This window comes from Paracandidimonas soli (genome assembly GCF_004342005.1).
GTDB lineage: Bacteria > Pseudomonadota > Gammaproteobacteria > Burkholderiales > Burkholderiaceae_B > Paracandidimonas > Paracandidimonas soli.
Genome location: NZ_SMBX01000008.1, coordinates 1 through 25,132 on the forward strand (window position 1 = coordinate 1; position 25,132 = coordinate 25,132).

A 25,132-nucleotide genomic window follows, 5' to 3' on the forward strand; every position below is an offset into this window, starting at 1 on the left:
TTCACGGACTTCGGGGGAAAACTTGTTCTGCTTGCTCATAGTGGCTCCATTCTCTCAAAGGTTGGAGCCTCCGCAAAACCCGGGGCGATTCATTTCAGCATTTGCATGCTCTTATGCCCGCTGATTGCGGCAACTTCCTGATCTGACAGCCCGGCCTCGACCAACCGGCTAACCGCCTCATGCCGCAGATCATGAAACCGGAAATCTGTCAGGCCGGCAGCCTTCTTGGCGTCCGTCCAGGCCTTATCGAATAGATAAGGCCGTCTCACACCGTCCTGACCAGGCTCGCCAAAGAACACTAAGTCAGTTTCAGTCGGTCGGACCGGATTTTCTATTGCAGCTTGAAACGCAGCGGTGGCAGCTTTCGTCAGTGGGACTGTCCGTGGCGAAGAGTTCTTCGTGATATCCAGGCGTACAACCCGTTTTTCCATATCAACCTGGTGAAGCCGTAGACCGCTGATCTCTGAAAGCCGCATTCCCGTTTCCAGGGCAATTCGCACGATCCAACTGAACATCGGGTTTGAGTAAGCATCCACGGCAGCCAGCAGACGCTTGTTCTCTGCTGGCGTCAGTCGACGATTTCGGCCGGCGCCGGGCGCAGGGCGTCGAATCTGAGCTACGGGGTTGAAGGGGAGCCCCAAACCCCATTCTTTAATGGCCACAGTAAATAAGTGACTCAACAGTGCCAGTTCCAGTCGGACAGTATTGTTGCTGCGAGGAACCAACTTCCCTTTCTCATCAGGATCACCAGCTAGTCGCATGTCGCGGTACTCGGCGACAACGTCAGCACTCAGTGCAGCCAGTGAATACTTCCCAAGATGCTTCAGCAGCGGCTGCGCCTTCTTATGCTCAGAGATGCGGGTGGATTCGTTTGGTGGGCGTGACTTCTTGTAGATACCGCTTAAGCGCGACCTCTACCGTCATCCGCTCGCCTGGAGCGCGTTGTATGTAGATGCCACGCACCATTTCATCTTCAGTACGCCGTGCCCAGTCCTCTGCATCACGCTTCGTGCGAAACGTCTTGGATGCAGTCGGCCAACCCGTCTTTCGAATGACGGCTTTCCAGGTGCCAGAAGGGGTCTTAACGATAGTAGCCATGCGGATCAAAGTTCCGAAAAGTACACTCGGCGCTTCACCACTGTACCGAAACTGTACCTGAGTCGCAAACTTTGGAAATCCCCCGGCTTTGGGGTAAGAACTGAAACCGCTCTAAATGCTTGTATTTATTGTGATTTTTAGAGTGGTGCCCGGGGCCGGAATCGAACCGGCACGCCTTGCGGCGGGGGATTTTGAGTCCCCTGCGTCTACCAATTTCACCACCCGGGCTTTTTGTCGCGGTCGGCGCATTCCCGACCGGAGAGTGTGAAATGTGTTGCTAAACACAAGAGCGCGATTATATCTCAATTTCCCCCGACAAAACACAGTCCACCCTCCAGCTAGACCGTCCACCAAGATGCTTTTGACACGGCAGTTCCAGAGTCTCACACAGTCCAACCCACTTCCAACACCTGTCACCCACCCAAAACACCCCCATCCCCCCTTGAATCCTCCCTACCCACCCCCATATCCCTAAAATCCCCCTTAATTCCAACCCAACAACCCGCTTTTTCACTCAACACCTATGACCGACACCACATCCTCCGCCGAAACCCTTGGCTTTCAAACGGAAGTGAAGCAACTGCTTCACCTGATGATCCATTCGCTGTATTCGAACAAGGAAATCTTCCTGCGTGAGCTGGTGTCCAACGCGTCGGATGCCTGCGACAAGCTGCGGTTTGAGGCCATCGACCAGCCGCAGTTGCTGCAGGGCGATGCCGAGCTGCGCATCCGCGTGGAATACGACAAGGACGCCCGCACGGTCACGATTTCGGACAACGGCATCGGCCTGTCGCGCGACGAGGCCATTGCCAATCTGGGCACGATCGCTCGTTCCGGCACCAAGGAGTTCTTCTCGCAGCTGACCGGCGACAAGCAGAAAGACGCCCAACTGATCGGCCAGTTCGGCGTGGGCTTCTATTCCTCCTTCATCGTGGCGGACAAGGTTTCCGTGCACAGTTTGCGCGCCGGCCTGTCGCCGGACCAGGGCATTCTTTGGGAATCCGACGGCCAGGGCGAGTTCTCCATCGCTGCATCGGAGAAGGCGGATCGCGGCACGACCGTCACGCTGCACCTGCGTGAAGGCGAGGACGATTTCCTCAGCGGCTGGAAGCTGCGCGAGGTGCTGCGCCGCTATTCCGACCATATCTCCCTGCCCATTGAAATGCGCAAGGAAGAGTGGGACAGCGAGAAGTCCGAGCAGGTGAAGAAGGACGAGTGGGAAACGGTGAACCAGGCCAATGCGCTGTGGACGCGTTCCAAGTCCGAGATCGATGACGAGCAGTACAAGGAGTTCTACAAGCACATCGCGCACGACTTCGAGGATCCGCTGGCGTGGACGCACAATCGGGTGGAAGGCCGCAGCGAATATACGCAGCTGCTGTACATCCCCAAGCGCGCGCCGTTCGATCTGTGGGATCGCGATGGCAAGCGCGGCGTCAAGCTGTATGTGAAGCGCGTGTTCATCATGGATGATGCGGAGCAACTGTTGCCGTCCTACCTGCGCTTCGTGCGCGGCGTGATCGATTCCGCCGATCTGCCGTTGAACGTGTCGCGCGAAATCCTGCAGGAAAGCCGCGACGTGCGCGCGATCCGCGAGGGTTCGACCAAGCGCATCCTGTCGCTGCTGGAAGACCTGGCGGAGAATCGCAAGGACGATTACGCGGTGTTCTGGGAGCAGTTCGGCCAGGTGCTGAAGGAAGGCGTGGGCGAGGATTTCGGCAATCGGGAAAAGCTGGCCAAGCTGTTCCGTTTCGCTTCCACGCAAGGCGATTCTTCGGCGCAGACGGTGTCGTTCGACGATTACATCGGGCGCATGAAGGAAGGGCAGGACAAGATCTACTACGTCACTGCCGAATCCTATGCTGCGGCCAGCAACAGTCCGCACCTGGAGATCTTCCGCAAGAAGGGCATCGAGGTTCTGCTGCTGTCGGATCGCGTGGACGAGTGGATGCTGTCGCACCTGCACGAGGTCGAGGGCAAGTCGCTGGTATCCATCGCCAAGGGCGGCCTGGATCTGGACGCGCTGGCCGATGAAGAGGAAAAGAAGCATCAGGAAGAGGTCAGCGAGTCCTTCAAGCCTGTGGTCGAGCGCTTGAAGACGGCGCTGGGCGAGAAGGTGAAGGACGTGCGCGTGACGCTGCGCCTGGTGGATTCGCCGGCTTGCGTGGTGGTGGACGAGAACGAGCTCAGTCCGCACTTGCTGCGCATGCTGCAGGCGGCGGGTCAGAAAGCGCCGGAGGTCAAGCCTATCCTGGAGGTCAACCCGGAGCATCCGCTGCTGGCGCGCGTGCAGAAGGCTTCGGACGAGGACTTCGGCGAGTGGGCGGCGGTGCTGCTGGATCAGGCGTTGCTGGCCGAAGGGGCCCGCCTGGATGAGCCGGCGGCGTTCGTCAAGCGGCTGAACAAGCTGCTGCTGGCTGACTGATCCGTTTCGATCTATTAAAAGCGCCCATGATGTCGAGGCATCATGGGCGTTTTGCCGTCTGGCATATGCCCTTGCGCCAATCGGCAAGGCAGCCCTTCGAGCGCTGACGGAAATTCCCATGAAAATTTCTGATTCCTTCGCCCGCCGCAGCATGGAGAGTTCCGCCCGTCCGGAAACAGGGACCGGACCGTCAAAACCAGCTATCCAATTGATGTTGGCCGTCGGCTCGTCTAAAGTGTGATCTTTCGCGAGAATCCGGTCGTCACCCAGCATAATGAGCGTTTCCCATCCCATCGCAGCAAAGATCATTGCCTTGATCCAGCAGGAGCGCATGCCTGTCGGCACGCATCTGGGGGCTCAGAAGCTGGCCGATCGGCTGCAGGTGTCGCGTTCTCCTGTCAATGAGGCACTGAAGGCGATGCTGGAAAGCGGTATCGTGACGCGCGCGGAGAACCGGGGCTATTTCCTGGCGGTGGATCTGTCCGACTCGGCGCTCGATGCAGAGTTAATGGCGCAGTTGAGCGGGCAGGATGTGCTGGAACAGGTCTACTTCGATATTGCCGACGATCTGCTGCGCGGGGACCTGCCCCTGCAGTGCACGGAAAGCCTGCTGCGCTCCCGCTACAAGCTGACGGGTGCGCAGTTGCAGATATTGCTGGCGCGTATCGCCAACGAGGGCTGGGCGGCGCGCACACCGGGCTACGGCTGGGCATTCTCTTCCATGATCACCACGCCGGACAGCCTGCTGCAGTCGTACCGCCTGCGTCTTGCGCTGGAGCCGGCGGCTTTGCTCGAACCTGGGTTTTCCATCAGTCAGGCGACGATAGACCGCTGCCGGGCGGCCGAGATGCATCTTCTGGAGGGCGGGATCGAAACCGATACCGCGGACCAGTTGCATGATCGTGGCGTGCGCTTTCATGAGTCATTGATCGAGGCGTCCGGCAATCCCTTTTTCATTGAGACCATACAGCGCGTCAACAAGGTGCGGCGCCTGCTGTCCTACCGTTCGATGCGCAATCGCGTCCGTTACCTCGAGCATTGCGAGCAGCACCTGGAAATCCTGGCGCTGCTGGAGCGGGGGGAGAACGAGCAGGCGTCGAATGCCTTGCGCCGGCACTTGCAGAGCACGCTCAAGAACCTGGGAAATATCCGCACGCTGCTGAGCGCGCGGAATGCGCAAGAGGCCGATCAGGCCTGAGCTTCGGCGGGGGCGACGGCTGCGCCCTGGATGCCGTGGCGTTTCATGGCTTGCGCGACGAAGCCCGACGCTTTCATCTCTTCGACGAACTGCGACAGATAGCGGATGGCGGCTTCTCCGCGCGAGCGGTTCATGCCCATGGCCTGGCGGATGACCATGAAATGACTGGGCAGCAGGCGCAGGCCGGCATGTTTCGCGGCATCGGCTTCCAGCTGTTGGCGCACGCCGGCGGCGACGTCGTGGCCGTGTTCCAGATAGTAGGAGACCACGGCGGGCGAGGTGGGGGCGCGTTCGATGCTGGCGTTCTTCAGGGTGCGGCTCAGGTACAGGTCGTAGGCGCTGCCTTTGCCGACGGTGACCGTGGTGCCTTCCTTGTCGACCTCTTCATTGCTTTGCAGGGGCGAGCCGTCGGCGACCAGGTATGCGCCTTCGATCAGGATGTAGGGCGGCGTGAATGCGACGGACTCGCCGCGCTTGGGATCGATGGCGAAGAAGCCGATATCCACGATATCGTCGGTGGCGGCCTGCACGGACTCGCCTGCGGATTCCCACACCACCAGCTTCAGGTCCACGCCCAGGCGGCCGGCCAGTTCCCTGGCAAGGTCGATGGAGACGCCGAAAGGCTCTTGCGTCTGGGGATTGCGCCCGGCAAGAATGGGATTGCCTACGTTGATCGAGGCGCGCAGCACGCCGGTCGGGGCGAAGGCCTGGAGCAGGGACGGATCGATGGTGCTTGTGGTCATGGTCGGCGGTATCCGTAGTGATTGATCAGATGCTGGGATTGTATGTGGGGAGAGCGCGCATGGATAGCCGTTGCAATCAGGCGCGGCTCACCGAGGTTCCGTGCTCCTGGATGGTCTTTTGCAGGATGGCGGGGATGACGCCGCCGCATTGCAGCAGCTCGACCTCCAGCTGGGTTTCCACAGCTGCGGTGGCAAGGAATGTTTCCTGCGTGCCGCTGGCGCGTTCTATCGTGACCGGGATGGCGCAGCGGGGCTGGATGGCGGCCGCGTCGATGCGGATGCGGTCGCCCGGCTGCAGCTCCAGCGTCTGAGGACCCAGGTGCTCGGGCAGGCGCAGCGGCAGGATGCCCATGCCGATCAGGTTGGAGCGGTGGATGCGCTCGAAGCTCAGCGCCAGCACGGCCCGGATATTCAGCAGGCGCTGGCCTTTGGCCGCCCAGTCGCGCGAGGAGCCGGTGCCGTAGCGCTCGCCCGCCACCAGCACCACGGGATCGCCTGCGTCCCGGTAGCGTTGCGCGGCTTCCCAGATGGGCAGGATCTCGCCGGAAGGCGCATGCAGTGTGTGCGCGACGGGCGCTTGCGGCGCCAGCAGGTTTTTCAGGGTCTTGCTGTGGAACGATGCGCGCAGCATGACTTCCCAGTTGCCCCGGCGCGAGGCGAATACGTTGAGATCGTGGCGGTCATCGCCGCGCTCCACCAGGAAGTCGGCCACCAGGCTGTCGGGCGGGATGGCGCTGGCGGGCGAGATGTGGTCCGTGGTGATGTCGTCTCCCACGACCAGCAGGGGATAGGCGCTGTACGAGCCAAGCTGCGAGCCGTATTCCAGGGAGGCGAACGGGGGACGGCGCAGCGCCGTCGATTTCGGATCCCACGGGAACAGCGGTGAATCTTCCACGTCGAGCGCATGCCATAGCGGATTGCGCTGGGCATGGATGAAGCAGCGCTTGAAGTCGGCGGGATCGAGCGCCAGCGCCAGGGCTTGCGAGACCTCTTCCCTGGACGGCCACAGATCCCGCAGGAAGACCGGCTGGCCTTCCGGCGTGTGGCTGACGGGCTCATGCGCTAGATCGCGTTCCGCATCGCCGGCCAGCGCGTAGGCGACGACTAGGGGAGGGGACATCAGGAACCCCAGGTCCAGGTCGGGATGGATGCGGCCGGCGAAGTTGCGGTTGCCGGACAGCATGGCCACCGGCCGTATATTGCCCGCCCTGGCTTCTTCGCGGATGCAGTCCGGCAGCGGGCCGGAGTTGCCGATACAGGTGGTGCAGCCGTAGCCCACGATGGAAAAGCCGGTTGCGGCCAGGTCTTCCGTGAAGCCGGCCCTTTCCAGGTAGCTGGCGGCGGCGGGAGAGCCCGGTCCCAGGGAGGTCTTCACCCAATGCGGGGGGCGAAGCCCCAGTTTGCGGGCCTTGCGCGCGACGATGGCAGCGGCGATCAGCAGCGCCGGATCCGAGGTGTTGGTGCAACTGGTGATGGCGGCGATGGCGACGGGGTGGCGCGGCAGCGAAGACGCCCGGGCGGGGTGGAATTCCAGTTGTTCCAATGCGCGGGGGATATCGGTATGCGGCAGCAGGTCTTGCGGACGCCTGGGGCCGGCGGCGTGCATGCCAATGGCGTCCAGCGCGATATGCAATGTGCGCGTATAGCGCGGCCTGGCCTGCGGATCGAACCATAGGCCGGTGCGCTGCATGTAGCTGCGCACGCGCGCGATAGCCTGTTCGTCGCGGCCGGTCTGGCGCAGGTAGTCCAGCGTGTGCTCGTCCACGGGGAAATAGCCTGTGGTCGCGCCGTATTCCGGCGCCATGTTGGCGACGACGCAGCGTTCGCCCGCCGTCAGCGTGGACACGCCAGGTCCATAAAATTCGACGAATTCGCCGGAGACGCCCATGGCGCGCAGCTTATGGGTCACGGTCAGCGCCAGGTCCGTGGCGGTAGCGCCGGGCGGCAGACGGTCGGTCAGCTCCACGCCGATGACGTCGGGGATGCGCAGCATGGTTGGCATGCCGAACATGACGGTCTGCGCCTCCAGGCCGCCCACGCCCCAGCCCAGGACACCGATGCCGTTGATCATGGGCGTGTGGCTGTCGGTGCCTATCATCATGTCGGGCATGATCCAGTCCTGCCCTTGCGCGTTCTTGCCTGTCGTGACGACGGTCGCCAATTGCTCCAGGTTGATGGTGTGCATGATGCCGGTGCCCGGCGGATTGATCCTGACGCCCTCCAGCGCCAGGGACGCCCATTTCAGGAAGCGGTAGCGTTCCTGGTTGCGCCGGATCTCGTGCGACATGTTCACTTCGGCGGCGTCCGGCCTGGCATAGGCTTCGACGGCCAGGGAGTGGTCGACCGATACGTCTACGGGCAGCACGGGGCTGAGCAGGGCGGGATCGACGCCAGCTTCCGCCAGCGCATCGCGCATGGCGGCGATGTCCACCAGCGCGGGCGTGCTGGTGGTGTCGTGCATCAGCACGCGTGCGGGCTGGAATGCGATCTCCGCTTCGCTGGCGCCGCTGTCCAGCCACTGGAAGATGGCCTGTACCGCATTGTCGCGCTCGGCGCCTGTGGTGTTGCGCACGATGTTTTCCAGCATCAGGCGCAGCACGACCGGCAGCCGGGCCAGTCGCTCCCCGCAAAGCGAGGGGAGATCGACGATGCAGTGGGCCTGTCCGTTGTCTTCCAGCAGGCCGAATGGGGAGTTATTGGTGTTTTCCATAAATGTATTATTGCATTTTTTATTTTTAAAATGCAATATAGAAAAAGAAACTACCTTTTGAACAACGCTCATCAAGCCCTTTGGAACGAGAGAGGAGATCATTTATGCGATCCACATATAGGAAACTGGCGGCAACCCTCATGTTGAGCGCCGGCTTTGCTGCCGGCGCTCCGGCAATGGCGCAAAGCTATCCGGACAAGCCCGTCACGATCATCGTGCCGTTCTCGCCCGGTGGCGGCGTCGACACCATGGGCCGGTTGCTGGCGGAAAAGCTGCGCGTCGTGCTCGACCAGAGCGTCATCGTGGAAAACAAGCCGGGCGCCAGCGGCATGCTGGGGGCGGCATTCGTGGCCCGGGCGCCCGCCGACGGCTACACGATCATGCTGGGATCGGCCGGCGAGACGGCGATCAACGCCTACGTCTACAAGGACAAGATGAACTACAAGCCGGAGGATCTGGTGCCGGTCAGCCTGGTCGCCCGGGTACCCAACGTGCTGATCGTCGGGCCTTCCGTCAAGGCCGGCAATGTGGCGGAACTGGTGGCGCATGCCCGCGCCAATCCCGGCAAGGTCACGTATGCTTCCAGCGGAGTCGGCAATCCTCAGCATCTCAATGGTGAGCTGCTCGGAATCCTGGCGGATATCGATATGATCCATGTGCCGTATCGTGGCGCGTCCGGCCAACTGGCGGACGTGGCGGGAGGCAATGTGGACATGACGTTCGTGAGCTATGCCGCTGCGCTGCCTTTCATCGAGACCGGCAAGGTCAAGGCCCTGGCCGTGACATCGAAAGAGCGGACGGGCTTCGCCAAGGATATCCCCGCCATTGCCGAAACCCAGGGGCTGGAGTCGTATTCGCTGTCCAACTGGTTTGGCGTGTTCGCGCCCAAGGGAACGCCCGCCCCCGTCGTGGATGCACTGAACAAGGCCATCGGCGAATCGCTGCAGGATCCTTCGCTGAAGGAACGACTGGTCGCGCAGGGCGGGGAAATCGACGTCATGACGGCGCAGCAATTCGCCGAGTTCGTCAAAGAGGAAAGCCAGCAATACAAGACCATCGTGGAGAAGGCCGGCATCGTGGCCGAATGAGGCCGCCTGCCGCCGCGAAACGATATCGGGGGGGAAGGGAATATGTACGCATACGTAGGTTCGCGCACAACCAGGGAACGCCATGCCCGGGGCGAAGGGATCAGCGTCTATCGCTTCGATGCGAGGGATGCGTCGCTGGAACTGGCGCAGGTCGTGGGCGACCTGGTCAACCCTTCCTACCTTGCCGTCAATTCCCGCAGGGACAGGCTGTATACCGTGCACGGCGACCGGAGCGACATCAGCGCGTTCGCCATCGACCGCGGGACGGGACGCCTGTCCCTGCTCAATACGCAGTCCACGCAGGGCCGGAATCCTGTGCATCTGGCGCTGGATCCGCAAGAGCGATACGTCGTGGTGTCCAACCACATCGGCGCCAGCCTGGCGGTTTTGCCGATCGCCGGGGATGGCTCCCTGCTGCCCTTGAGCCAGCTGGAGCCGCTGGAAGGAGAGCCGGGGCCGCACAGGGTCGAGCAGAAGCATGCCAAGCCGCACTTCAATCCTTTCGACCCGTCCGGCCGGTATGTGATCGTGCCAGACAAAGGGCTGGACCGGATTTTTTCTTTCCGTTTCGACGAGGGCAGGTTGCTGCCGGCTTCTTCGGTGGACAGCCGGGAAACGGCGGGGCCGCGGCATCTCGCCTTTCATCCAGGCCTGTCCATGGCGTATTGCGTCAACGAGCTGGATTCCACGGTGACGACGTACCGGTTCGATCCGGAGACCGGGGCGCTGCAGCCCTTGCAGATACTGTCCGCGCTGCCGCAGACCTATACCGGCAACAGCAGGGCGTCCGGAATCATCGTCGATGCGCAGGGGCGCTTCGTCTATGCCTCGAACCGGGGGTATGACAGCGTAGCCGTCTTCCGCGTAAGGCCCGAGGACGGGTGTCTCGAATTCCTGGGCGCCGAGCCCAGCCTCGGAAAGACGCCGCGCTTTATTACCCTGACGCCCGACGGCCGCCATCTGTATGCCTTGAACGAGGATAGCGACACGATCGTGGCATTCGCCGTGGATAGTGATCAGGGGACGCTGAAGGCAACGGGGCGCAGCGTATCGTGCGGCAGTCCGGTTTGCATGGTGTTCGCCTGACGACGCGCCCAAGCGCAAGCCTCGCTGCTTGCGACGAGGTCGGCATCCTGGCCTTGCCGCCCGCCGGGCATTGCATCCTCTATACGGGCCAGGCGCGCTCGATGATGGCTTCCAGCGCCAGTCCGGATGGCAGCGTTCCCGCGATGCCGGGCGATTCCCCCGGGAAACGGCTGGCGATGAACGCATCCGCGCTGGCCTGCGGCGCATGCCGGCGCATCAGCAGGGCCTGGGCCAGCAGGACCAGCAGGCCGGCGATGCGCCGGGCATTGCATTCCTGTTCCTGCTGCGTCGAGCGCAGCGCCTGCCGCAGCCACTGGAATTTATCCGTCAATTGCGTATCGCTTGCGCAGAGCTGCTGGAGATCGGACAGCAGCCGCCCGGCGGCCTCCGGCTCACGCTGGATGGCGCGCAGCACGTCCAGCGCCATGATGTTGCCCGAGCCTTCCCAGATGGAGTTGACGGGTGTTTCGCGCAGCAGGCGCGGCATGACGCATTCCTCTACATAGCCGTTGCCGCCCAGTGTTTCCATGGCTTCGGCGCAATAGGCGATGGCGCGTTTGCAGAGCCACAGCTTGGCCGCCGGCGTCATGATGCGGGCATAGGCCTGGTCCAGCCTGTTGTCATCGCTGTGCTCGAAGGCCTGCGCCAGGCGCATCATTAGCAGGGTGGCGGCTTCGCTTTCCAGCGCGAGATCGGCCAGCACGTTTCGCATCAGGGGTTTGTCGACGAGCGCGCCGCCGAAGGCCTGCCTGTGGCGGCAATGATGGATGGCCTGGCTCAGGGCCTGTCGCATGAGCCCGGTGGATCCCATGACGCAGTTCAGGCGGGTATGCGCGGCCATCCGGATGATGGTGCGTATGCCCTGGCCTTCTTCTCCGATCAGTATGCCCCAGGCATCCTGGAACTCCACTTCGCCGCTGGCGTTGGAGCGGTTCCCCAGCTTGTCCTTGAGGCGCTGGATGCGAATGGCGTTGCGGCTGCCGTCGGGCAGGAAGCGCGGCACGTAGAAGCAGGAGATGCGCTCGGCTCCTTCACGCGCCACGACCAGGTGCGCATCGCTGGCGGGGGCGGAGAAAAACCATTTGTGTCCTGTCAGCGCGTAGGCCTGGCCGCGCCCGGCCGCTGCAATAGGCGTGGCGACCGTCTGGTTGCTGCGCACGTCGGACCCGCCCTGCTTCTCCGTCATGCCCATGCCGATCAGCAGCGAGCCTTTGCCGGGGATGGGGACATCGCGGGCATCGTATGTGCGCGAGTACAGGCCCGGCCGGAGATCGGCAAACAGTTCCGGCTCTTCGCGCAGCAAGGCAATGGATGCGAACGTCATGGAAGCGGGGCATTGCGAACCGGCCTCGATCTGGCCGTGCATGGAGAAGCCAGCGGCGTAGGCGGACCACGCGCCGGGCTCGGAATCGGAGAAGGGCTGGGAGACCAGCCCCTGCTCGCGCAGCAGCCGCATCATGTGGTGCCAGCCGGGGTGATAGTGGATGCTGTCTATGCGATGGCCCTGCGGGTCATGGGTACGCAGCTCGGGAGGGTGACGGTTGGCGTCGTCCGCGGCCTGCAGGGTTTCCTGCCGCCCTAGCGTTGCGCCGTAGCGGGAAAGCGCTTCGTCGCGGGCGCGGGAGCAATGCCGCTGTACGGCTTCGCGCAAGGCGAGATCGCGCTGGTAGAGGTTGTAGTCAGCCAGGTCGGGCGCGACGTTGAAGACGCGGTGTGTAGTCCAGGGCATGTCGACTCCTTGAAGAAGCGTGGAAACATGCTGCCTGCTTATTACTGTACGGCGTATCCGGCATTTATGCCAGCCGGCCTGCGCTTTGGCGCGTGGTCATGCGCCGCCTGCGGCCAGCGCCTGGATCATGCCAGGGTCACACAGGAGGCATCAGCCGCCTGGGCCAGCCGCTCATCCGCATGTAGCGGTTCCAGTCGAAGCACGGGCCGGGGTCCGTCTTGCGGACGGGGGCGATGTGTTCGTGGCCGCGCACGGCGCGCAGGGGATAGCGCTGGCGCAATGTCTGCGTCAGGTTTTGCAGCGTCAGGTATTGCGCATCCTCGAACGGCAGCGTGTCGGTGCCTTCCAGTTCGATGCCGATGGAAAAGTCGTTGCAGCGCTCACGGTGCTCGAATGACGAAACGCCCGCATGCCATGCGCGCTGCTCGGTGGATACGTACTGCACGATGCTTCCGTCCCTGCGGATGAGGAAGTGCGCGGAGACATGCAGGCCGCGCAGCCGTTCCAGCCAGGGGTGGGAGCCGTAGTCCAGCCGGTTCAGGAACAGGTCGGTGATTTCCGGTCCGCCGAATATGCCGGGCGGCAGGCTGATATTGTGGATGACGAGCAGGCAGGTGTCGGTATCCGCCGGGCGCTGGTCGAAGTTGGGCGAAGGCGCGATGCGGATGCCTGCTGCAGGCATGAGCCAGCCTTGGCGATCCAGCCGGCAGACGGGGGCGCAGGGCTCGGGAGCTTCCTTCGCGCCTGCGATCATTGCTTCATGCCCAGCCTGGCGTGATCCTGGCTGCACCATGTCTGGCCATCGCTGAGGATGGCTTCGGAGCGTGGCAGGTGGATGCCGCAATGCGCGCATCGCACCATGGATTCAGCCTGGCGCTTGTCGTTTTTCCCGCGTGGCGCCGGGCGTTTTTCGGTCGGGGGCGTCATCTGGCTGCGCACCAGCAGCCGGGCGGCGAACAGGGCGAACAGGATGACCAGGAACCAGAAAATGAGTTTGCCCACGTTCAGCTCCGGTGCAGGATGACTTCAAGCACGAACCGCGTGCCGGTATAGGCCAGCAGCAGGAAGGCGAAACCCGCCAGCGTCCAGCGCAGGGCGATGCGGCCGCGCCAGCCGCGCACGTGGCGGCCGAGCAGCAGCACGCCGAAAGTCAGCCAGGAGAGCAGCGTGAAGATGGTCTTGTGATCCAGCGGGAAGGGAATGCCGCTGAGCTGGATGGAGGCGATGGCGCCGCTGAGGACGGCCAGCGACAATACGATGAAGCCGGCCAGGATCAGGCGGAACAGCAGGCGTTCCTGGACCAGCAGCGGGGGCATGGTGTCGAGTGCGCGATTGAGCAGGCTGCGGTTGTCGGCGTCCTGCACGGGACGGTGCAACTGGCGGTCGAGCGCGGTCATCAGCATGGCCTGCAGGGCGGCGACCGTGATCAGGCCGTAGGCGGCCAGGGCGATGATCAGGTGCATGCGCAGCCATTCGTCGCTGGCGTGGGCTACCATGATGCCCTGTGGAAAGATAGTGACCATGGCGGTGGAGATGGCGGCGGCCGGCAGCAGCAACAGCAGCATGCTCTCGATGCGCAGCACCAGGTTTTCCAGCCAGAACACGATCAGCCCCATCCAGACGGCGGCGGAAAGCGCCAGCGCCCAGCCCAGGTACAGGCGCGGCCCCTGCAGGATGGCCTGGTGCAGGCCGATGCCGTGCAGGATGATGGCCACGAGCAGCAGCAGCTTGCAGGAGCGGAGGGCGATGGCGGAGTCTTGCACGGGATGCGTCATTGGGCGCCAGATGACGGCGGCAAGCGCGGCATATGCCAATGTGGCCAGCAAGTGAAATACAATGCCTGAAGACATAGTCCTTGATGCGTCGAAATTTGGGCGGGCGGATTGCCGGCGCCGGTCAATTTTAGTCGCTCTTTGATGAACAACCCAGTGTAAGCGAAACTCCAATCATGTTCGATAACTTAACTCAACGGCTGTCGCGTGTCGTCAAGACCATGCGAGGCGAAGCCCGCCTGACGGAATCCAATACACAGGATATGTTACGCGAAGTTCGCATGGCGCTGCTGGAAGCGGACGTGGCGCTGCCTGTCGTGCGGGATTTCGTCGCCAGGGTCAAGGAAAAGGCGCTGGGCCAGGAAGTGGCGGGCAGCCTGAATCCGGGGCAGGCGTTGGTCGGCGTGGTGCACAAGGAACTGACCTCGCTCATGGGGGCGGACCTGGGCGATGGCGCCAGCGAGCTGTCGCTGGCCACCCAGCCGCCCGCCGTCGTCCTGATGGCTGGCCTGCAGGGCGCGGGCAAGACCACGACGACAGGCAAGCTGGCCAAGTGGCTGGCCGAAGGCAACCATACCCACCATGGGCGCAAGTCGGGCAAGAAGAAGGTGCTGGTGGTCAGCGCCGACGTCTATCGTCCGGCCGCCATCGAGCAGCTGCGCACCGTGGCGGAGCAGGCGAAAGTCGATTTCCTGCCTTCGGACGCCAGCCAGAAGCCGCAGGACATCGCCGCGGCTGCGCTGGATCATGCCCGCCGCCATCACTATGACGTCCTGATGGTCGATACGGCCGGCCGCCTGGGTATCGACGAAGCCATGATGCAGGAAATCCGCAGCCTGCACGACCTGCTCAAGCCCATCGAAACCCTGTTCGTGGTCGATGCCATGCAGGGCCAGGACGCGGTAAACGTGGCCAAGGCCTTCGGCGAGGCGCTGCCGCTGACCGGCGTGGTGCTGACCAAGCTGGACGGCGATTCGCGCGGAGGAGCGGCGCTGTCGGTGCGTCACGTCACGGGCAAGCCGCTGAAGTTCGTCGGCGTGTCGGAAAAGCTCGACGGCCTGGAACCCTTCCATCCGGAGCGCATGGCGCAGCGCGTGCTCGGCATGGGCGACATCGTATCGCTGGTGGAGCAGGCGCAGAAGAACATCGACATCGCCGAGGCGCAGAAGCTGGCCACGCGCATCAAGTCGGGTAACAAGTTCGACCTGAACGACTTCCGCGACCAGCTTCAGCAGGTCAAGAAGATGGGCGACATGGGCTCGCTGCTGGAAAAGCTGCCGGCGCAGTTCGCCCAGGCGGCGGGACAGTTGCAGGGCGGCCAGGCGGAAAAGCAGTTGCGTCGCACCGAAGGCATCCTTAATTCCATGACGCCCGCAGAGCGCGCCAAGCCTGAGCTGCTGAAAGCCTCGCGCAAGCGCCGCATCGCGGCGGGCTCGGGCGTGCCGGTTCAGGAAGTCAACCGCATGCTGTCGCAGTTCGAGCAGATGCAGGGCATGATGAAGCAGATGAAGAAGGGCGGCATGGCGAAAATGATGCGCGCCATGGGCGGCCTGAAAGGCTTGGGCAAGGGCGGCTTCGGCGGCTTCACGCGCTGAGCCGATGCCGTCGCGAAGCGCTCCGGCCTGAAGGCTGGAGCCGTTTCACTTCGCTTCCTGGTCCTTTGGCATGTGCCCTGGCAGACGCCGGCGACTCAGGCGCAGGCTTGCTCCAGGCTTGCCACGTTCGCTCCCGATGCTACGGCGGCGAATTTTTTCAGCAGGCCCGCCGCATCCGGCGTATCCCTGACGGCGGATGCCAGGGCGTCGGCCTGATCCTGGCTTGCGACGCGTCTGGCTATGTATTCGCGCATTATTGCCGCAGAAAACTCCGGATGAAACTGGAACCCCCAGGCGCATGTTCCCGCGCGGAATGCCTGGTTGGGCTCATGCCGGCTGCTCGCCAGGCGCACTGCTCCGGGAGGCAGCTTCAGCACGGATTGGGAATGAGTCATTTGCGCGGGGAAGATCGGCGGAGTCGCCGTGAACAATGGATCCTGGCCGGCCGCATCGGCCAGCGCGATGTCTTCTGTACCGATTTCCATGCCCTCCCGCCGATAATCCACACGTCCGCCAAGCGCATGCGCCAGCAATTGATGGCCATAGCAGATTCCGAGGACGGGGGTGTGCGCTTCCACGCATGCGCGCAGCCATGCCGCGAGCCGTTCGCTCCAGGGTTCCCGGTCGGTCACCATCGCAGAGGATCCGCTGACGACCACGCCTGCAATGTCCGATAGGTGCGGGAATGCCGGCATCTCGCGCGCATCCATGCGCAGGACGGGCCGCTGCCGCCCCAGGCCGGCGGAGATCCAGTCGTCGAAATCGCCTGCCGAACGACGGAGATCGGGAAATGTATTGCCCACCTGCATGATCAGTATCGGCTTGCTTGCGGTGCGTGCGTTGGTCGTGGAGGCGTCTGGCATGAGGTGCATCTCGTGGAATCAGCGCGGGAGCGGCTGGGTCTTGTTTGCATGGCTTGAGCTTGTATTCTAGCCAGCCTGATTGCACTTTATGCGGGTCTGCACCAATATGGCGCGGTAATGAGGGGCCCGCCTGCCGATCGCACAAAAAACGGGCTGGTGCACCAAGTGCATCAGCCCGCTTGAAGACCTACGGAGTCTTACAGGTAAAGAGGTTTGCTCAGTTCAGCGGAGGAATACGCAGAACCTGGCCGGGGTAGATCTTGTCCGGATGGCTGAGCATGGGAGTGTTGGCCTCGAAGATTTGCGTGTACTTGGCGCCCTGGCCCTTGCCGTAATGGACTTCGGCAATCTTCCACAGCGTGTCGCCCTTTTGTACCGTGTACATCACGGCTTCGGGAGCGGCTTGTTCGACTTCCAGCTTGTTTTCCACCGAAGCCACACCGACTGTATTGCCCAGCGCAAGAACGATTTTCTCGGCTTCTTCCGTGGACTTGGCCTTGCCCGATACCGTCACCTTGTCGCCATCGACGGTGATGGTCAGGTTGTCCGCCGACAGTGCGTGCTTGGCAAGTTCCTTTTGCAGTTCATCGGGGGTGGCTGCCTGGGCCTCGCTGGCGCCGAACAGTTTTTCACCTACGTTTTTCAGAAAGCTGATAAGGCTCATGTAATTCTCTCCGTTTGATACTGCTGTGTGCGGATGCTTGCACAGATTCCAGGCGCTGCCTGTACAAGTCAAATTATGCGTTGATTCCCAAAACCTTGGAAGATACAAACCGTCAACAATTGTTCACGTCCCGGGCGGGCGGAGGCGCGAGAGCGATCAGCCTCCGCCGACGGCGACCACGATTTCCAGCTGGTCTCCGGAGTTAAGGCGGGTCTGGCCATGGCTGCTGCGCGGAACGATCTGGCCGTTCTGTTCCACGGCCACGCGCTTGCCCTGGTAGCCGAGATGCGCCAGCAAATCGCTGATGGTGGCGATGTTTTCCAGGGTCTTGGGCGTGCCGTTCAGCACAATGGAAAGCGATGTCGTATTGGACATTGAGCGGTGTTCCTCCGTACGTATCGAGTCAGGCGGCCGGGGCGGCGGCATCCTGGCGCAGGAATATCAGGTCCCAGACGCCATGGCCGAGCCGCAGGCCGCGGGTTTCGAACTTGGTCTGGGGGCGATAGTCCGGACGGGGCGCATAGCCTTGCGCTACGCTGTTGCGCAGCAACGGCTCCGCGGACAGCACTTCCAGCATCTGCTCCGCGTAGTTTTCCCAATCGGTAGCGCAATGGATGTAGCCGCCGGGCTTCAGGCGGCTGGCCAGCAGCTGGATGAATTTTGGCTGGATCAGGCGGCGCTTGTGATGGCGCTTCTTGGGCCAGGGATCGGGAAAATAGATATGCACGCCGTCCAGCGAATCCGGGGCGAGCATGTCGCGCACGACCTCGACGGCGTCGTGCTGGATGATGCGGATATTCCGCAGGCCAGACTCATCGATGCGTTTCAGCAGCGAGCCCACGCCGGCATTGAAGACTTCCACGCCAAGAAAATTGTCTCCAGGCCTGGACTGGGCGATTTTCTGTGTGGTTTCTCCCATGCCGAAACCGATCTCCAGAATGACCGGGGCCTGGCGGCCGAAGGCTTCGGCTGTGTCCAGCAACTGGTTGCGGTAGGAAATGGACCATTGCGGCAGCAGGCGCTCCAGCGCTTCCTGCTGGCCTTGCGTGATATGGCTGCGGCGATGGACGAAACTGCGAATATGCCCGGCGCCCGAAGGAGCGCTGGACACGGTGGGGTTAGGCTGGGAGGACTTCGCCGGCGCGCTTGCCGTCTCGCCGACGGGAACCGCCGCCTGGCTGTCCGGGATAGGATTGGTATCGGGATTCATCATGGATGGAATTGTAGTGGCTGGCGGGGTTTTTTGCCGCCGGGCCGCCCCTAGGCAAAAAGCGCCCCCTTGGGGATGAGCCCGGACCCAGGACAGTCCACTGCGGACTGTCCTGGGCCTGGCGAATCCAAGCGGCTTGCAAGCCGCGCGGCAACGAATTGACCCGATACCTCGCCGGCCAGCGTCCTGTTCATATCGACGCCCAGATTGATGGTGCGTGTTTCGGCGCCTTCCGAGAAATCGAGACGCTTCATGTCCACCCAGAACACATTGGGCGACGTTGCGGACTCGGCATAGAACAATTTGTTCTTTTGATCAGCCACGATGCGCCAGCGTGTCGTGGACAGGTTGGGCGCATCCGGCAGGCTGATGCCATAAGGTACCGAGACGTTCCGGACGATGCTGAACACGGCCGAGGCGGCGACCCGGGGATCGTCGCTCTGGACCACCGCGTCGGTATAGTAGCTTGCGCGCACGAACCGGTCGGATGCCCGGTTTGTGCCCGGCAGGAACGAGCGGCCGTCGATCCCGCTCCAGTAGCGTGTGATCGCAAGCTGCTCATCGTAGGAGGGTTCGTTCGTCATCACGCGGAACTCACGGCCGTGGTGAATGCGCAGCTCGCCGTCGAGCCACTCCAGGATCGCGCTGTCGCCCGTGGCGTCGGACAGCGACAGATGCAGGGGAGCGAGACTGCCCGGGCGGCCGGGGACTTCGCCGCTGACCACCTGCACTGGCGTGGCGCGCGCATGCTTGACTGCTTCATCGACCGTGGCGAACTGATCGAGAAAGTATTGCGCCCATATCGCCAGCGATATGCGGGGCGTGACGCCATCGTCCTCCGGATATTGGGCATTGGCCAGCCACAGCAGATTGGCGTTGAGGCCTGCTTCGTTCATTCCGTCTACCGCCGAAATCTCATAGCCGGAAACGATGAGGCTGCCGTAGGTCGAAGTCCATTCCAACGATCGCGGACCGGCTGCCCCATGCCGCTGCATGCCGCGGGGAAAAACCCAGAGATTGCTGACAATCGGGTCCTTGAAATCCATCGAGCGGCCAGTGAGATAAGTGTCGTTCGGGCCGTGATATATGACGCGGGTGCAGGCATGCGCCTCAGCGGCCAGCAGTATCGCAGAGGCGCTCAGTACGGCAAAAGTACGCGTGAATCGAGTCATGTCGAAAATGCTCCTTCAAAACCGATAAGTCAGTCCGAGGACCGGGCCGCGCAGGCGTATGTCATAGACATGGCCGCCATGATCGTAATCGACATCGAGCGCCTTGTAGCCTGCCGAGGCGGACAGGCGATCGGAAAAGACATAATTGACCGTCGCAAGCGTCGACCAGGTGCGGCTCCCGCCTGCGCCAAAACCGCCGGCATCCGCCTGTACCTGGAAAGAGAGGCTTTCCGTAACGGGCAGGAATGCGCGCACACCGACCAGGGGGTCTATCCAATCGAATTTCTCATTGTGCCTGGCCGTCTGGACGCCGATGGCGGGGTGGCTTGCCGTGACCGAGATGTCGGTGGAAATGTGCCAGAAGCGCGCACCGCCCAGGACATCGAGTGTGAATGCCGGCGTGTCGACGACACGGTATCCGCCTTGCAGGGTTGCCGTGAGTTGCTTGCTGTCGATCCTTGCCTTAAGGTTGGAGCCCGGCGGAATCGGGCTGCCGAAGCCGGGCAACTGGAATGCAGGCAATGGCCCCTTGCCGTAGGCATCGCTCGTGTTGACATACATTACATCGGCCGAGAACACGAACCGGTCGCGACGGCCCCATACATTGATGAAGCCGCCGACATTGAGATCGTCTATTACATCGGAAAACGATTTGTCCACCGCCATTGTCGGAGCGTGCTTGAAGGGAGAAATATTTCCCTTGAGCCCCGCCGCCCATAGATAAGGGGTCACCTGCAGCGCCCATGCCGATCGTCCTTCTTCAACGGAGGGCGGCTGACGGGATTGATCCGCAGTGAAATCCTGGGCGTGGGCGATTGCGCTCCAGAACGATAAGGTAAAAACAGCGGCATATTTATTCAAGGGTGACTCCCTCATGCGAGATTGAGAGCATCTTCGTATGACCACGCGCGCAGACGCAAGCCTCGTCGTTCACGACGAGGTGCAGAACTCCGGTCCAAGCGCCGGAGCTTCTGGGCTGCTATGTATGGAAAGCGATATCGTCCGGTTTTAGCGGGCGATCCGTAAAGCCGATGACGTGCCGCATTTTAACGTCAGGATTTTTCCGCGCAATGCGTCTCCAGCAGGGCGCGCAAGCCCGACAGGGCCAGGGATTCCTGGCCTTCATGCCAAAGCAGGTGCGTGCGGTTGCGGGCGAGGCGGTCGGGCAGGCGATGGGCGCGCACGGATCTGGCGGCGTGCAGCCCGGCCAGTACCGATCTGGGAACGATGGCGATTCCGGTGCCGGCGGCAACGCAGGCGACGATGGCCGGGTAAGAGGAGAACTCCATCACGCTGAGGGCGCTGCTGCCTTGCTCGCTGCGCCACTGCTCCAGCAGGCGGCGATAGGAGCAGCCGCTGGCAAAGGCGACCAAGGTGGAGTGCTCGAGTTCGTCCATGCCGGACAGCGTTCGCACGTGCGGCGCTGTGATCAGCACCAGCTCTTCCTCGAATACCGCCTGGGCCGCCAGCCCCGGCGCGTGAAAGGGCTCCGAGACGAAGGCGGCGTCGATATCGCGGCGAGCCAGCTTGCCGATCAGCGCTCCGGTGGTGCCGGTCACCAGTTCGATGCGCACCGATGGGTTGCTGCGGTTGTAGCTTGCAAGAAGCTGCGGCAGGCGGGTGCCTGCAGTGCTTTCAAGAGAGCCGATCCGCAGGGTTCCCAGCAAGCGGCCGGTCTGCAGCGTCGATTCGGCCTCGTCGGCCAGGCGCAAGAGGCGGGCGGCGTAGACAGCCAGCAGACGGCCTTCTTCCGTCGGCGCCAGCCCACGCCCATGCCGCATGAACAACGTCACTCCCATGCGCGCTTCCAGCTGCTTGATGCGGGTGGTGATGTTGGAGGGCACGCGATGCAAGGCCTGTGCGGCGCGCGTCACGCCGCCATGCGCTACTACCGCCTGGACGATTGTCAGGTCATCGAGATCGAATTTTCTCATTTCAAGAATGTTTATTCTTTATTTTTCAATTTACAAGAAAATTATAGCGCGCCATCATGCGGCATGAATTCCGCCCGCACTTCATCTTCGACAGCATTTCGCCTTGCCCTGCAAGGGCTGACTGCATTGGCCGTGGCGATGGGTATCGGCCGCTTCGCCTTCACGCCGCAACTGCCGTTGATGCAGGCCGATCTGGGGCTTTCGCTGACCGCGGGAGGCTGGCTCGCCGGGGCCAATTACCTGGGATATCTGGCGGGTGCCGTATTGGCCGGCCGGCGCGGCGTGTCCGCAGCCGGATTGATGCGCAGCGGTTTGTGGGCGGTCGTCGCAAGTACGGTTGCAATGAGCGTGGAGGGCTCCCTGTTCCTGTGGCTGGCGATGCGCTTCATTGCCGGCGTTGCGAGCGCCTGGGTGCTTGTCGGCACTGCGACCGTGGTCCTTGCCCGCCTGGGGCAGTTGGGCGGCCAGCGGTTTGACGGCCTGGTGTTTTCAGGGGTCGGCGCGGGCATCGCCTTGGCCGGATTGATTTGCTGGGGCGGGATGCTGCTCGGAGCCGGCGCAGTCATCCTGTGGCTGGCGCTGGCGGGATTCGCGCTGGCCGGCACGCTGTTCGTGCTTGCCGGCGAGAGATTGCCGATCGAAAGCGGCACGAGCGCCGACGCCGCTGCTAAGGCCGTACACGACAAAGCGGCGGGCGCTGGCCCGCTGGTGCTGTGCTATGGCTTGTTCGGCTTTGGCTACATCCTGCCAGCGACTTATCTGCCGGCGCAGGCTCGCCTGTTGTTCGAGACTCCCGCGCTGTTCGGCTGGGTGTGGCCGCTGTTCGGCCTTGCCGCCGCGCTGTCGACATTGGCTGTCACATGGCTGGCGTGCTGGCCGCGGCGGCATGTATGGGCCGGCGCGCAAGTGCTCATGGCGCTGGGCATTGCGTTGCCGGTGGCCGTGCCCGGACTTGCCGGATTGGCCGTGGCCGCTTTGTGCGTAGGCGGAACCTTCATGCTGATCACCTTGCTTGGCCTGCAAGAGGCGCGAGCGCATGCCGGCTCCAATGTCCGGCAGCGCCTGGCCGCCATGACGGCTGCATTCGCCATCGGTCAGCTGGCAGGGCCGATGGCGGCGAACGCCTTGCTGGCATTTGGATTGACGCTCGATGCCGCACTGTGGCTGGGCGCCGGGGCCTTGCTGGCAAGCAGCGCATTGCTTGTATTCACCTCTTCCGCAAATACTTCCATCAAGGAGAATCCATGACGATTGCCACTCCACAGGGTTTCGGAACGCAAACCCATGAGCGCCTGCCATTGCCGCCGGCGGAACATATGAGCGATGCGCAACGCACCGTGACCGAGGCGCTGATTGCCGGACCGCGCAAGGGCGTCAAGGGGCCGTTCGTCCCGTTGATGCATAGCCCTGTATTGCTGGAACGCCTGGCTGGCGTGGGCGAATACCTGCGGTTCAATGCGGTTCTGCCCCGGCATGTCAATGAGTTCGCCACGCTGGTCGTGGCGCGCGAATTGAGCAATCAGTTCGAGTGGGCGGTTCATTATCCATTGGCGATCCAGGCTGGAGTTCCGGAAGCGCTTCTGGAGGAACTGGCGACGGGAGCGCGTCCTCGTTCCATGCCCGACGACGAAGCCGATGCCTGGGCGTTCGCAACCGAATTGTTGCGCCGGCACAGCGTCAGCGAACCGACCTACGCCGCCGCAATACGGCGTTGGGGCGAGCAGGGCGTGGTGGAGCTCGGCGCGTTGGTCGGCTACTTCGCCTGCGTGTGCTGGATTATGAATATTGCGCGTACGCCTGTGCGGAGCGAGGTGGCGGCTTTGCCTGGCTTCCCAGCCTGATTTCCGGGAGGGAGTTGCCGAGCGACGCGTCTGCCTGTCGGCCTTGTCTCAGGGAAAGCCTGCATGCTATATTTAACTAATATATTAGTATATTTTCGCCGCAGGCTAACCAGTACAAACCCGACAGAGACAGACCAAGGAACCCGCATGAGCTCATCACATACGCCGTATACAAAAGAACGCAGGAAGGAAAGCAGTGAATTGCGCTCCGCGCGCTGGTTTGGGCCGGACGACCTGCGCAGCTTCGGCCACCGCTCGCGCATTATGCAGATGGGCTATGCGCCCGAAGACTGGGCGGGCAAGCCTATCATCGGCGTCATCAACACCTGGTCCGATCTGAACCCCTGTCACGCACACTTCAAGCATCGCGTCGAAGACGTCAAGCGCGGCGTGCTGCAAATGGGCGGCTTCCCCGTTGAAATGCCCGCGATCACGCTATCCGAAAGCTTCATGAAGCCCACGACCATGCTCTATCGCAACATGCTGGCCATGGAAGTCGAAGAGCAGATCCGCGCCCATCCGGTCGATGGCGTCGTGCTGCTGGGCGGTTGCGACAAGACCACTCCCGCGCTGATCATGGGCGCCCTCAGCGCAGGCCTGCCCATGATCTACCTGCCGGCCGGCCCCATGCTGCGCGGCAACTACGCGGGCCAGCAGCTCGGCTCGGGCTCGGACGCCTGGAAGTACTGGGACGAGCGCCGCGCGGGCTGTATCACCGACAAGCAGTGGCTGGGCATCGAGGGCGGCATCGCGCGCTCGTATGGCCACTGCATGACCATGGGCACGGCTTCGACCATGACGGCCATCGCCGACGCCATGGGCCTGTGCCTGACCGGGGTTTCCTCCATTCCCGCCGCGGATGCCAACCACATCCGCATGGCGTCCGCCTGCGGCCGGCGCATCGTGGAAATGGTCTGGGAAGACCTGGTGCCCGGCAAGATCGTGACGCGCGATGCGTTCCACAACGCCACTACCGTAGCCATGGCGACGGGCTGCTCCACCAACGCGGTGGTGCACTTGCTGGCCATGGCGCGCCGCGCCGGCATCGACTGGACGCTGGAAGATCTTGACCGCATGGGCCGCACCACGCCGGTCATCGCCAATATCCGCCCGTCCGGCGACAAGTACCTGATGGAAGACTTCTACTATGCCGGCGGCCTGCTGGCTCTGATGAGCCGCCTGAAGGAAAAGCTGGTGCTCGATGCACTGACGGTCACCGGCGATACGCTGGGCGAGAATCTGGAAGGCGCGGAAATCTACAACGAAGATGTCATCCGTCCATTGTCCAACCCCGTTTATCACGAAGGCTCGCTGGCCGTGCTGCGCGGAAACCTGTGCCCGGACGGCGCCGTCATCAAGCCGTCGGCCTGCGATCAGCGCTTCCAGCAGCACACAGGGCCCGCGCTGGTGTTCGACAGCTATCCCGAGATGAAGGCCGCCATCGACGACGAGAACCTCGAAGTCACGCCGGACCACGTCCTGGTGCTGCGCAACGCTGGTCCGCTGGGCGGCCCCGGCATGCCGGAGTGGGGCATGCTGCCTATCCCCAAGGCATTGATCAAGCAAGGGCATCGCGACATGCTGCGCATTTCCGACGCGCGCATGAGCGGCACCAGCTACGGCGCATGCGTGCTGCACGTCGCACCCGAGTCCTTCGTGGGCGGCCCGCTGGCGCTGCTGCGTACGGGAGATCTCGTTCGCCTGGACATCCCGAACCGTTCGCTGGACATGCTGGTCAGCGACGAGGAACTGGAGAAGCGCCGCGCAGAATGGAAGCAGCCGGAACCGCGATTCGAGCGCGGCTATGGCTGGATGTTCGCCAGGCACGTCACGCAGGCCGACAAGGGCTGCGACTTCGACTACCTGTCGCCCGAATTCGGTCGTACAGCGGGAGAGCCGGATATCTTTTGAATGCTGTTCCTGTCGCATGGCGGATTGAGTATTCCGTCATGCGGCCTGGAAGCTGATGCAGCCCCCTGTTTTGGAGACAGGGGGCTGTTTTTT

The 25,132-nt window shown here is 62.8% G+C and carries 22 protein-coding genes, 1 tRNA gene and 1 pseudogene; 9 read left to right on the top strand and 15 right to left on the bottom strand.

Annotation, left to right across the window (positions count from 1 at the left end; translation table 11 throughout):
* Positions 1 to 89: 89 nt before the first annotated feature.
* Together EV686_RS14145 and EV686_RS14150 are read right to left on the bottom strand one after the other, a co-directional pair.
* A pseudogene (locus EV686_RS14145) lies at positions 90 to 1,098 on the bottom strand (tyrosine-type recombinase/integrase).
* A 143-nt stretch (positions 1,099 to 1,241) separates the two neighbouring features.
* A tRNA-Leu gene (locus EV686_RS14150) sits at positions 1,242 to 1,326 on the bottom strand.
* 295 nt (positions 1,327 to 1,621) lie between these two features.
* On the opposite strand from EV686_RS14150, the gene htpG reads away from it, so the two are divergent.
* From htpG to EV686_RS14160, 3 genes are all read left to right on the top strand, one after another.
* Complete coding sequence (htpG, locus tag EV686_RS14155) at positions 1,622 to 3,523, top strand: molecular chaperone HtpG (RefSeq protein ID WP_132477612.1); 1,902 nt, start codon at positions 1,622 to 1,624, stop codon at positions 3,521 to 3,523.
* Positions 3,524 to 3,641: 118 nt separating this feature from the next.
* Positions 3,642 to 3,764, top strand: a complete 123-nt coding sequence (locus EV686_RS19000; protein WP_279389474.1) for a hypothetical protein — start codon at positions 3,642 to 3,644, stop codon at positions 3,762 to 3,764.
* 33 nt (positions 3,765 to 3,797) lie between these two features.
* A complete protein-coding gene (locus tag EV686_RS14160) occupies positions 3,798 to 4,721 on the top strand; it encodes a GntR family transcriptional regulator (protein ID WP_132477613.1) in 924 nt (307 codons plus the stop codon).
* Here EV686_RS14160 and EV686_RS14165 read toward each other — a convergent pair.
* Both EV686_RS14165 and acnA read right to left on the bottom strand, forming a co-directional pair.
* Positions 4,712 to 5,464: an ABC transporter substrate-binding protein gene (locus EV686_RS14165; RefSeq protein ID WP_132477614.1), complete on the bottom strand. Its 753-nt coding sequence runs from the start codon at positions 5,462 to 5,464 to the stop codon at positions 4,712 to 4,714. The genes EV686_RS14160 and EV686_RS14165 overlap by 10 nt on opposite strands.
* A 76-nt stretch (positions 5,465 to 5,540) precedes the next feature.
* The gene (gene acnA / locus EV686_RS14170; RefSeq protein ID WP_132477615.1) at positions 5,541 to 8,174 is read right to left on the bottom strand and encodes an aconitate hydratase AcnA; all 2,634 of its coding nucleotides are present in this window, start codon (positions 8,172 to 8,174) and stop codon (positions 5,541 to 5,543) included.
* A gap of 104 nt (positions 8,175 to 8,278) precedes the next feature.
* Between acnA and EV686_RS14175 the strand changes: the two genes are divergently transcribed.
* Together EV686_RS14175 and EV686_RS14180 are read left to right on the top strand one after the other, a co-directional pair.
* Entirely contained in the window at positions 8,279 to 9,262 is a 984-nt protein-coding gene (locus tag EV686_RS14175; RefSeq protein ID WP_132477616.1) for a Bug family tripartite tricarboxylate transporter substrate binding protein, read from the top strand.
* 42 nt (positions 9,263 to 9,304) lie between these two features.
* Entirely contained in the window at positions 9,305 to 10,348 is a 1,044-nt protein-coding gene (locus EV686_RS14180) for a lactonase family protein (RefSeq protein WP_132477617.1), read from the top strand.
* A 79-nt stretch (positions 10,349 to 10,427) separates the two neighbouring features.
* On the opposite strand, the gene EV686_RS14185 is transcribed toward EV686_RS14180, so the two are convergent.
* From EV686_RS14185 to EV686_RS14200, 4 genes are all read right to left on the bottom strand, one after another.
* Positions 10,428 to 12,077, bottom strand: coding sequence for an isovaleryl-CoA dehydrogenase (locus EV686_RS14185; RefSeq protein ID WP_132477618.1), 1,650 nt, complete (start codon positions 12,075 to 12,077; stop codon positions 10,428 to 10,430).
* Positions 12,078 to 12,213: 136 nt separating this feature from the next.
* Complete coding sequence (ampD, locus tag EV686_RS14190; protein ID WP_132477619.1) at positions 12,214 to 12,831, bottom strand: 1,6-anhydro-N-acetylmuramyl-L-alanine amidase AmpD; 618 nt, start codon at positions 12,829 to 12,831, stop codon at positions 12,214 to 12,216.
* Entirely contained in the window at positions 12,828 to 13,079 is a 252-nt protein-coding gene (locus EV686_RS14195; RefSeq protein WP_132477620.1) for a PP0621 family protein, read from the bottom strand. The genes ampD and EV686_RS14195 overlap by 4 nt, the downstream gene beginning before the upstream one ends.
* 2 nt (positions 13,080 to 13,081) lie before the next feature.
* Positions 13,082 to 13,927 (bottom strand): cytochrome C assembly family protein, encoded by an 846-nt coding sequence (locus tag EV686_RS14200; protein ID WP_132477621.1) that lies wholly within the window; start codon positions 13,925 to 13,927, stop codon positions 13,082 to 13,084.
* Positions 13,928 to 14,025: 98 nt separating this feature from the next.
* On the opposite strand from EV686_RS14200, the gene ffh reads away from it, so the two are divergent.
* Positions 14,026 to 15,444 carry a signal recognition particle protein gene (gene ffh, locus EV686_RS14205; RefSeq protein WP_132477622.1) on the top strand — a complete coding sequence of 473 codons (1,419 nt, stop codon included), beginning with the start codon at positions 14,026 to 14,028 and terminating at the stop codon, positions 15,442 to 15,444.
* Positions 15,445 to 15,539: 95 nt separating this feature from the next.
* Here the strand turns inward: ffh and EV686_RS14210 are convergent, their stop codons facing one another.
* The 7 genes from EV686_RS14210 to EV686_RS14240 all read right to left on the bottom strand — a co-directional run bounded on the left by EV686_RS14210 (position 15,540) and on the right by EV686_RS14240 (position 21,287).
* Entirely contained in the window at positions 15,540 to 16,307 is a 768-nt protein-coding gene (locus EV686_RS14210; RefSeq protein ID WP_132477623.1) for a glutamine amidotransferase, read from the bottom strand.
* Between the two features lie 217 nt (positions 16,308 to 16,524).
* On the bottom strand, positions 16,525 to 16,971 hold the full coding sequence (gene lysM / locus EV686_RS14215; RefSeq protein WP_132477624.1) for a peptidoglycan-binding protein LysM: 447 nt from the start codon (positions 16,969 to 16,971) through the stop codon (positions 16,525 to 16,527).
* Positions 16,972 to 17,127: 156 nt separating this feature from the next.
* Positions 17,128 to 17,346: a sulfur carrier protein ThiS gene (thiS, locus tag EV686_RS14220; RefSeq protein WP_132477625.1), complete on the bottom strand. Its 219-nt coding sequence runs from the start codon at positions 17,344 to 17,346 to the stop codon at positions 17,128 to 17,130.
* A gap of 28 nt (positions 17,347 to 17,374) precedes the next feature.
* Positions 17,375 to 18,181 carry a tRNA (guanosine(46)-N7)-methyltransferase TrmB gene (gene trmB, locus EV686_RS14225; RefSeq protein WP_165972633.1) on the bottom strand — a complete coding sequence of 269 codons (807 nt, stop codon included), beginning with the start codon at positions 18,179 to 18,181 and terminating at the stop codon, positions 17,375 to 17,377.
* Between the two features lie 50 nt (positions 18,182 to 18,231).
* Positions 18,232 to 19,353, bottom strand: coding sequence for a linear amide C-N hydrolase (locus tag EV686_RS14230; RefSeq protein ID WP_132477627.1), 1,122 nt, complete (start codon positions 19,351 to 19,353; stop codon positions 18,232 to 18,234).
* Positions 19,354 to 19,368: 15 nt separating this feature from the next.
* Positions 19,369 to 20,214: a hypothetical protein gene (locus EV686_RS14235; RefSeq protein ID WP_207901784.1), complete on the bottom strand. Its 846-nt coding sequence runs from the start codon at positions 20,212 to 20,214 to the stop codon at positions 19,369 to 19,371.
* 191 nt (positions 20,215 to 20,405) lie between these two features.
* Complete coding sequence (locus EV686_RS14240; protein ID WP_132477628.1) at positions 20,406 to 21,287, bottom strand: LysR family transcriptional regulator; 882 nt, start codon at positions 21,285 to 21,287, stop codon at positions 20,406 to 20,408.
* Positions 21,288 to 21,350: 63 nt separating this feature from the next.
* Between EV686_RS14240 and EV686_RS14245 the strand changes: the two genes are divergently transcribed.
* The 3 genes from EV686_RS14245 to araD all read left to right on the top strand — a co-directional run bounded on the left by EV686_RS14245 (position 21,351) and on the right by araD (position 25,039).
* Positions 21,351 to 22,535: a YbfB/YjiJ family MFS transporter gene (locus EV686_RS14245; RefSeq protein ID WP_165972628.1), complete on the top strand. Its 1,185-nt coding sequence runs from the start codon at positions 21,351 to 21,353 to the stop codon at positions 22,533 to 22,535.
* On the top strand, positions 22,532 to 23,128 hold the full coding sequence (locus EV686_RS14250) for a carboxymuconolactone decarboxylase family protein (RefSeq protein WP_132477630.1): 597 nt from the start codon (positions 22,532 to 22,534) through the stop codon (positions 23,126 to 23,128). Before EV686_RS14245 ends, EV686_RS14250 begins: the two co-directional genes overlap by 4 nt.
* A gap of 147 nt (positions 23,129 to 23,275) precedes the next feature.
* Positions 23,276 to 25,039 (top strand): L-arabinonate dehydratase, encoded by a 1,764-nt coding sequence (gene araD / locus EV686_RS14255; protein ID WP_132477631.1) that lies wholly within the window; start codon positions 23,276 to 23,278, stop codon positions 25,037 to 25,039.
* The last annotated feature ends 93 nt before the right edge of the window (positions 25,040 to 25,132 follow it).